Origin of the sequence: Saccharomonospora halophila 8 (assembly GCF_000383775.1) — a bacterium.
Taxonomy (GTDB): domain Bacteria; phylum Actinomycetota; class Actinomycetes; order Mycobacteriales; family Pseudonocardiaceae; genus Saccharomonospora; species Saccharomonospora halophila.
This window is the reverse complement of the sequence record NZ_KB912527.1, coordinates 1-6,266: the sequence shown is the minus strand read 5'-3', so window position 1 is coordinate 6,266 and position 6,266 is coordinate 1. Positions and strand designations below refer to the sequence as shown.

Here is a 6,266-nt window from a genome sequence, read left to right as displayed (position 1 = left end):
CAGCGTGTGCCCGGCCTGCTCGGACCGCTACGCCGCCGACGCCTTCCACCTCGTCCGGGCGGGTGTCGTGGGTGGCGCCAAGGGGGTCCCGGAGTCGGTGACGGCCCGGCCGCGAGCGTTCGTCACCCTGACCGCGCCGTCGTTCGGCCGGGTCCACACCCGGCGCGTGTCCGCTCGGGGCCGGGTGATGCCCTGCGGCTGCGGGGAGCGACACCGCAGCGAGGACGATCCGCGGGTCAGCACTCCGCTCGATCCGGAGTCCTACGACTACGTCGGCGCCGTGCTGTGGCAGGCACACGCGGGCGTGCTGTGGCAGCGGTTCACCATGCGGCTACGCCGCGAACTGGCCCACCGGGCGGGACTTCGTGCCCGCGAGTTCGCCGACCACGCTCGGCTGTCCTACAGCAAGGTCGCCGAGTACCAACGGCGCGGCCTGGTCCACTTCCACGCCCTCGTCCGCCTCGACGGCCCCGACGGCCCCACCGACCCGGCGCCGTCCTGGGCCACGCGGGAACTCCTCGCCGACGCCGTCACCGCGTCCGCGGCCGGCGTCGTTCTCACCGTTCCGCGTCCGGACGGCCGCCGGCTCACGCTGACCTGGGGCGAACAGCTCGACATCCGCCCCGTCGACACCGCCGACACCGCCGGCGGCGAGGGCATCGCCGACGACGCCCTGGCCGGCTACATCGCCAAGTACGCCACCAAGGGCACCGGCACCACCGAGGGCGCCGACCGACGGATCCGCTCGCAACTCGACATCGACCACCTGCGGGTCTCGGACCACCATCGGCGGCTGATCCAGACCTGCTGGGACCTCGGCGGCCTGCAGGCCTACGAAAACCTGAACCTGCGGCGCTGGGCACACATGCTCGGCTTCCGCGGCCACTTCCTCACCAAAAGCCGCGCCTACTCGACCACCTTCCGCGCCATCCGCGACGACCGGCGCGCGTACCGCCTGGCCGAAACCCTCGAGGCGCTCGACCTCGACCCCGACGCGGTCGTGGTGGTCAACGACTGGCAGTTCACCGGCACCGGCTACCGCAACGACGCCGAACGCGAACTCGCCGCCGGCATCGCCGACCGCCTCCGCGACCAACGCCGCCAGCAATACCGAGAGGAGAACCCGCGATGAGCAGCAAACTCATGACCATCCGCGACGTCGCCGACTACCTCGGCGTCCCCGTCAACACGCTCTACCAGTGGCGCACCAAAGGCTACGGCCCCGAAGGCCGCCGCATCGGCAAATACGTCCGCTACCGGCCCCAGGACGTCGAGACCTGGGTCGAACAGCAGGGGGAGGTCTGACGTGGCCGACATCGACGACCGGTGGTACCGGCGCGGCCCGGACGGTCGGCGGGAAAAGACCGAACGGCACGGCCAGGGGGCGCGGTGGCTCGTGCGGTGGCGCGACCCGCAGGGTCGGCAGCGGAAGAAGAGCTTCAAGCGCAAGGCGGAGGCCGAGAGCTACGCGGCCAGTCTCGAGCACGGGCTCCGTTCCGGCTCGTACATCGCCCCGGACGCGGGCCGGGTCTCGGTGGGGGAGTGGGCGACGCGGTGGCTGGACGGTCAAGCGCACCTCGCGCCGTCCACGCTCGCCCGGTACCGGGATGTGATCGAGACCCACATCGTGCCCCGGTGGGGCAGCATCCACCTCTCCTCGATCACGCATGCGGACGTCCAGACGTGGATCTCCGGGCTGGTCGGTCGCCTCGCGTCGACCACGGTGGCCAAGGTGCACCGGGTGTTCTCGCTGATGCTGGCCTGGGCGGTGCGGGATGCCCGGTTGGCTCGCAATCCCGCCGAGGGTGTGCGGCTGCCGCGGCCGGAGCAACCGGAACACCGTTACCTCGACCACGACCAGGTCGCGGCCCTCGCGGAACGCTGCGGTGACCACGGCGTCGTCGTGCGCTTCCTCGCCTACACCGGCCTGCGGTGGGGCGAGCTGGCCGCGCTCACGGTCGGCCGGGTGGACCTGCGTCGTCGCCGGGTCCTCGTCGCCGAGTCCGTCACCGAGGTCGGCGGTCGGCTGGTCTGGGGGAGCCCGAAGACGCACGAACGGCGCTCGGTGCCGCTGCCGCGCTTCCTGGCGGAGGAGTTGCGGCCGCGGGTCGAGGGCCGGCGTGCGGACGCGCTGGTGTTCCCGTCACCGCGGGGGGACGTGCTGCGGGTGCGCAACTTCCGGCGGCGGGTGTTCGATGCGGCCGTGCGCGAGGTCGGGCCGGAGGGCTTCCATCCGCACGAGCTCCGGCACACGGCGGCCTCGCTCGCGATCGCCTCCGGGGCGGACGTGAAGATCGTTCAGCAGATGCTCGGGCACAAGACCGCGACGATGACGCTCGACCTCTACGGGCACCTGTTCCCGGACCGGTTGAACGACATCGCGGACCGGATGGATCAGATCGTGTGTGCCCCGGATGTGCCCCGGGAGTGATCACGCGACCTGCGGTAACGCGGTGACCTGGGCGCCCCCGGCAGGATTCGAACCTGCGACACCCGCTTTAGGAGAGCGGTGCTCTATCCCCTGAGCTACGAGGGCTTGCTGGAGTCCGTCGACTCCCTCCACACCCTAGCGCGTCCGCCCGCTGCGCCCGAACGGGCCTTGACTCAGCGCTGCATGCTCACTGTAATGCCTTTACTACCTAACAGTAACTAACCTGCTGCGGAGACGGTGATCCCGTGTCCGCCCGGTGGCCGGAGGCGCTCGTGCTGAAAGTGATGTTCGCCGACGACGAGGAGCTGGTGCGCTCGGGGTTGCGCGCGATGGTGACCCCCGCTCCGGACATCGAGGTCGTCGGCGAGGCGGCCGACGGCAGGACCGCCGTGGAGGCCGCCCGCCGGTTCCACCCGGACGTCGCTCTCCTCGACATCCGCATGCGCACGCCGGACGACGGTATCCGTGCGCTGCGGGCGATGCAGGGGCTGCCCCAACCGCCGAAGGTGGCGATGCTGACGACGTTCGACATCGACGAGTACGTCAGCCTCGCGCTGCGGTTCGGGGCCAACGGCTTTCTGCTCAAGGACATCGAACCGGCCGTGCTGGTGCGCGCGATCCGCGACCTGGCGCGGGGTGGCGCGGTGCTCGATCCGAGCGTGGCCGCGCGGATGGTCAACGCGCGCCGGGACGAGCAGCGGGCCGCCGCGCCCGCGCGGGAGATGCTGTCCTCGCTGTCCGAGCGGGAGCGGGAGGTGGTGGCGTTGATCGGTCAGGGACTGTCGAACGCCGAGATCGGCGGGAGGCTGCACCTGTCGGAGGCCACCGTCAAGGGCTACGTCTCGGCGGTGCTGAGCAAGATCGGGGCGGGGAATCGTGTCCAGGCGGCCCTGCTCGCCTACCGGGGCGGCCTGGTGAGCTGACGCGCGGTAGCCAGCGACCCGCCCCTGTCCGCCGCGCTCAGCGTGCTCTCAGCCGGGCGGGCCAGACTGGAACCCATGCGGATACTCGTTGTCGACGACGACCGGGCGGTGCGGGACTCGCTGCGGCGGTCGCTCGCGTTCAACGGCTACGAGGTCGAGCTGGCCGGCGACGGCGCGCAAGCCTTGGAGATGGTCGCCGCCGACCGGCCGGACGCGATGGTGCTGGACGTGATGATGCCCCGCCTCGACGGGCTGGAGGTCGCCCGGCGCCTGCGCGGCATCGGCGACGACCTCCCGATCCTGGTGCTCACGGCACGGGACGAGGTCTCCGACCGGGTCTCCGGCCTCGACGCGGGCGCCGACGATTACCTGCCCAAGCCGTTCGCCCTGGAGGAACTGCTCGCCCGGCTGCGCGCGCTGCTGCGGCGCACCGGAGGCGAGGGCTCCGAGGGGCGGTCCGAGGTGTTGACCTTCGCCGACCTCTCACTCGACCCGGACACCCGGGAGGTCTCCCGCGGGCCGCGGCCGATCAGCCTGACCCGCACCGAGTTCTCCCTGCTGGAACTGTTTCTCGCCCACCCGAAGCAGGTGCTCAGCCGCACGCGCATCCTGGAGGAGGTGTGGGGCTACGACTTCCCGACCTCCGGCAACGCCCTGGAGGTCTACGTCGGGTATCTGCGGCGCAAGACCGAGGCCGACGGGGAGCACCGGCTGATCCACACCGTGCGGGGGGTCGGGTACGTGCTGCGGGAGACCCCACCGTGACGACCCCGGGCGGCCCCGCCCCGCACGACCCGCAGCACAGTGGTCCACCGTCCGGAACCACCTCCGGGACGGACTCCACGCCGTCGTCCGCACCCGAATCTTCGGCCCCGGAGCCGGTGCCGTCCGGTGCGCACGCCGCGGGCACCCGCCGTATCTCGCTGCGCAAGCGCTTGCTGCTGCTGGTGGCGCTGTGTGTGGGGTGCACCGTCGCGCTGGTGTCGCTGGGGGCGTACTTCACCGTACGGAGCAACCTCTACCAGGCCTTCGACGAGAACCTGATCGACCGCGCCACCGCCGCGGTGCGCAGCCCGACGGTCGAGTCGCGGGTGGAGTCCATCCCGGGCGCGTTCCTGGTCAGCAGCGACATACAGATCGGACTGCTCACCGCACGGGGCGAGCTGGTGTATCCCCGGGCCGGTGACCCGCCGCCCTGGGGGCCGGACGAGCTGGCGGTCGCCCGCGGGGAGGCTGAGTCCTCCCTGCGCACCGACCGGGACACGGACATGCGGGTGGTCGCGCTGCCGTCCGGCAACGGGGTGGCGATGGTGCTGGCGCAGTCGTTGGCCCCGACCGAGCGCACGTTGCGTGAACTCGCGCTGGTGCTGCTGTTCTTCGGCGGCCTCGGTGTCCTGGTCGCCACGGCGGCGGGCACCGCGGTGGTCCGCGCCGGTCTGCGGCCGGTGGAGCGGCTGACCTCGGCGACCGAGCGGGTGAGCCGCACCATGGACCTGCGCCCGATCCCGGTCAGCGGGGACGACGAGCTGGCCCGGCTCACACACAGCTTCAACACCATGCTCGGCGCGGTCGCCGAGTCGCAGGAGCGCCAACGCCGGCTGGTCGCCGACGCCGGGCACGAGCTGCGCACGCCGCTGACGTCGCTGCGCACGAACCTGGAACTGTTGCTGGCCGCCGACCGGCGGGGGGCGCCGTCGCTGTCGGACGCCGACCGCGCGGAGATCGAGTCGGACATCCGCGCGCAGCTCGACGAGGTGACCCAGTTGATCGGGGACCTGTCCGAGCTGGCGCGGGAGGACGTGCCGCAGGCGCGGGTCGAGGTGGTCGAGGTGGTCGAGGTGGTCGAGCGGGCCCTGGAGCGGGCCCGCAGGCGCGCGGGCGACGTCGACTTCAGCACGACCCTCACCCCGTGGGTGCTCACCGGCGAACCCGGCGCGCTGGAGCGTGCGGTGCTGAACCTGCTGGACAACGCGGTGAAGTTCTCCCCGGCGGGCAGCACGGTGTCGGTGGTGGCGCGTCCGCTGGGGGACGGCACCGCCGTGGTCGAGGTCGCCGATTCCGGGCCGGGGATCGCCGAGGCCGACCTGCCGCGGGTGTTCGACCGCTTCTACCGTTCGTCGGAGGCGCGCACCCTGCCGGGTTCGGGGCTGGGCCTGGCCATCGTCAAGCAGGCCGCCGAACGGCACGGCGGCGCGGTGTACGCGGCGAACCGCCCGGAGGGCGGGGCTCTGCTGGCGATCCGCCTGCCCGGCGCCCCCGATGAGGCCCGCGCACCCGTGTCCGAAGGATGATGACCCCGAAATGGACCGCGTGGGTGGTCTCCGGTACGCAGAGCCGCATGCGGATCAGCCGGAGCACCCGGGACGCGCTGTCCCGGATCGCCGAGCGGGACTTCGGTGGTGCCTGCCTGGAGGAGACCGTGCTCCGGCTGGTGTGGGAGCACGAGTCCTTCGTCGCGCTCACCGGGCTCGACGAGGACGGACTGCGGCGGTACCGCGAGGAGCACGCGGGGCTGGCCGAGGTGGATGTCGACGTCCCGCCTCCCGGTCACGCCACGTGTGGGTGATCGTACCCGGAGTTGCCCGATTCGCGTAAAATCTGTGGTGGTCGGCCGTTCGCGCGGGACGGAGTGAACCATGCTGGCGCGACAACGACAAGAAGTCATCCTGGAAGAGACCCTGCGGACCGGCGCGGTGCGGGTCAGTGAGCTCGTCTCGCGGCTCGGGGTCTCCGACATGACGATCCGGCGGGACCTGGACGCGCTCGCGGGCCGGGGGCTGGTCGAGAAGGTCTACGGCGGGGCCACCGCGGCCCGGTCGTCCGGACACGACGGCGTCACCCACGGAGGCACCCACGACGTCGCCCACGGTGCCGGGCTGTCCTCCGGTGCGCTGCCGCCGGGCGGGCGCACG

Annotated in this window: 8 protein-coding genes and 1 tRNA gene; 8 read left to right on the top strand and 1 reads right to left on the bottom strand. The window is 72.2% G+C overall.

Annotated elements, in window-relative coordinates; all coding sequences use genetic code 11:
- From SACHA_RS25110 to SACHA_RS0108330, 3 genes are all read left to right on the top strand, one after another.
- Positions 1-1,132 (top strand): replication initiator (locus tag SACHA_RS25110; RefSeq protein ID WP_083935810.1); only part of this gene is annotated, 1,132 nt, incomplete at its 5' end.
- Positions 1,129-1,305: a helix-turn-helix transcriptional regulator gene (locus tag SACHA_RS0108335; RefSeq protein WP_019808769.1), complete on the top strand. Its 177-nt coding sequence runs from the start codon at positions 1,129-1,131 to the stop codon at positions 1,303-1,305. The genes SACHA_RS25110 and SACHA_RS0108335, both read left to right, overlap by 4 nt.
- 1 nt (position 1,306) lies before the next feature.
- Entirely contained in the window at positions 1,307-2,431 is a 1,125-nt protein-coding gene (locus tag SACHA_RS0108330) for a tyrosine-type recombinase/integrase (RefSeq protein ID WP_019808767.1), read from the top strand.
- A gap of 32 nt (positions 2,432-2,463) precedes the next feature.
- Here SACHA_RS0108330 and SACHA_RS0108325 read toward each other — a convergent pair.
- A tRNA-Arg gene (locus SACHA_RS0108325) sits at positions 2,464-2,536 on the bottom strand.
- A gap of 167 nt (positions 2,537-2,703) precedes the next feature.
- On the opposite strand from SACHA_RS0108325, the gene SACHA_RS0108320 reads away from it, so the two are divergent.
- The 5 genes from SACHA_RS0108320 to SACHA_RS21035 all read left to right on the top strand — a co-directional run.
- Positions 2,704-3,354 (top strand): response regulator, encoded by a 651-nt coding sequence (locus SACHA_RS0108320; protein WP_028662998.1) that lies wholly within the window; start codon positions 2,704-2,706, stop codon positions 3,352-3,354.
- A gap of 75 nt (positions 3,355-3,429) precedes the next feature.
- Entirely contained in the window at positions 3,430-4,119 is a 690-nt protein-coding gene (locus SACHA_RS0108315) for a response regulator transcription factor (RefSeq protein WP_019808764.1), read from the top strand.
- 116 nt (positions 4,120-4,235) lie between these two features.
- Positions 4,236-5,645 (top strand): sensor histidine kinase, encoded by a 1,410-nt coding sequence (locus tag SACHA_RS0108310; RefSeq protein ID WP_019808762.1) that lies wholly within the window; start codon positions 4,236-4,238, stop codon positions 5,643-5,645.
- 47 nt (positions 5,646-5,692) lie between these two features.
- Complete coding sequence (locus SACHA_RS0108305) at positions 5,693-5,920, top strand: hypothetical protein (protein ID WP_232211840.1); 228 nt, start codon at positions 5,693-5,695, stop codon at positions 5,918-5,920.
- Between the two features lie 70 nt (positions 5,921-5,990).
- Positions 5,991-6,266: DeoR family transcriptional regulator (locus SACHA_RS21035; protein WP_039738406.1), on the top strand; the 276-nt coding region annotated here is incomplete at its 3' end.

Coding starts and splice junctions, on each gene's coding strand:
- SACHA_RS0108335 (WP_019808769.1), top strand. CDS start 1,129: ATGAGCAGCAAACTCATGACCATCCGCGACGTCGCCGACTACCTCGGC.
- SACHA_RS0108315 (WP_019808764.1), top strand. CDS start 3,430: ATGCGGATACTCGTTGTCGACGACGACCGGGCGGTGCGGGACTCGCTG.
- SACHA_RS0108305 (WP_232211840.1), top strand. CDS start 5,693: ATGCGGATCAGCCGGAGCACCCGGGACGCGCTGTCCCGGATCGCCGAG.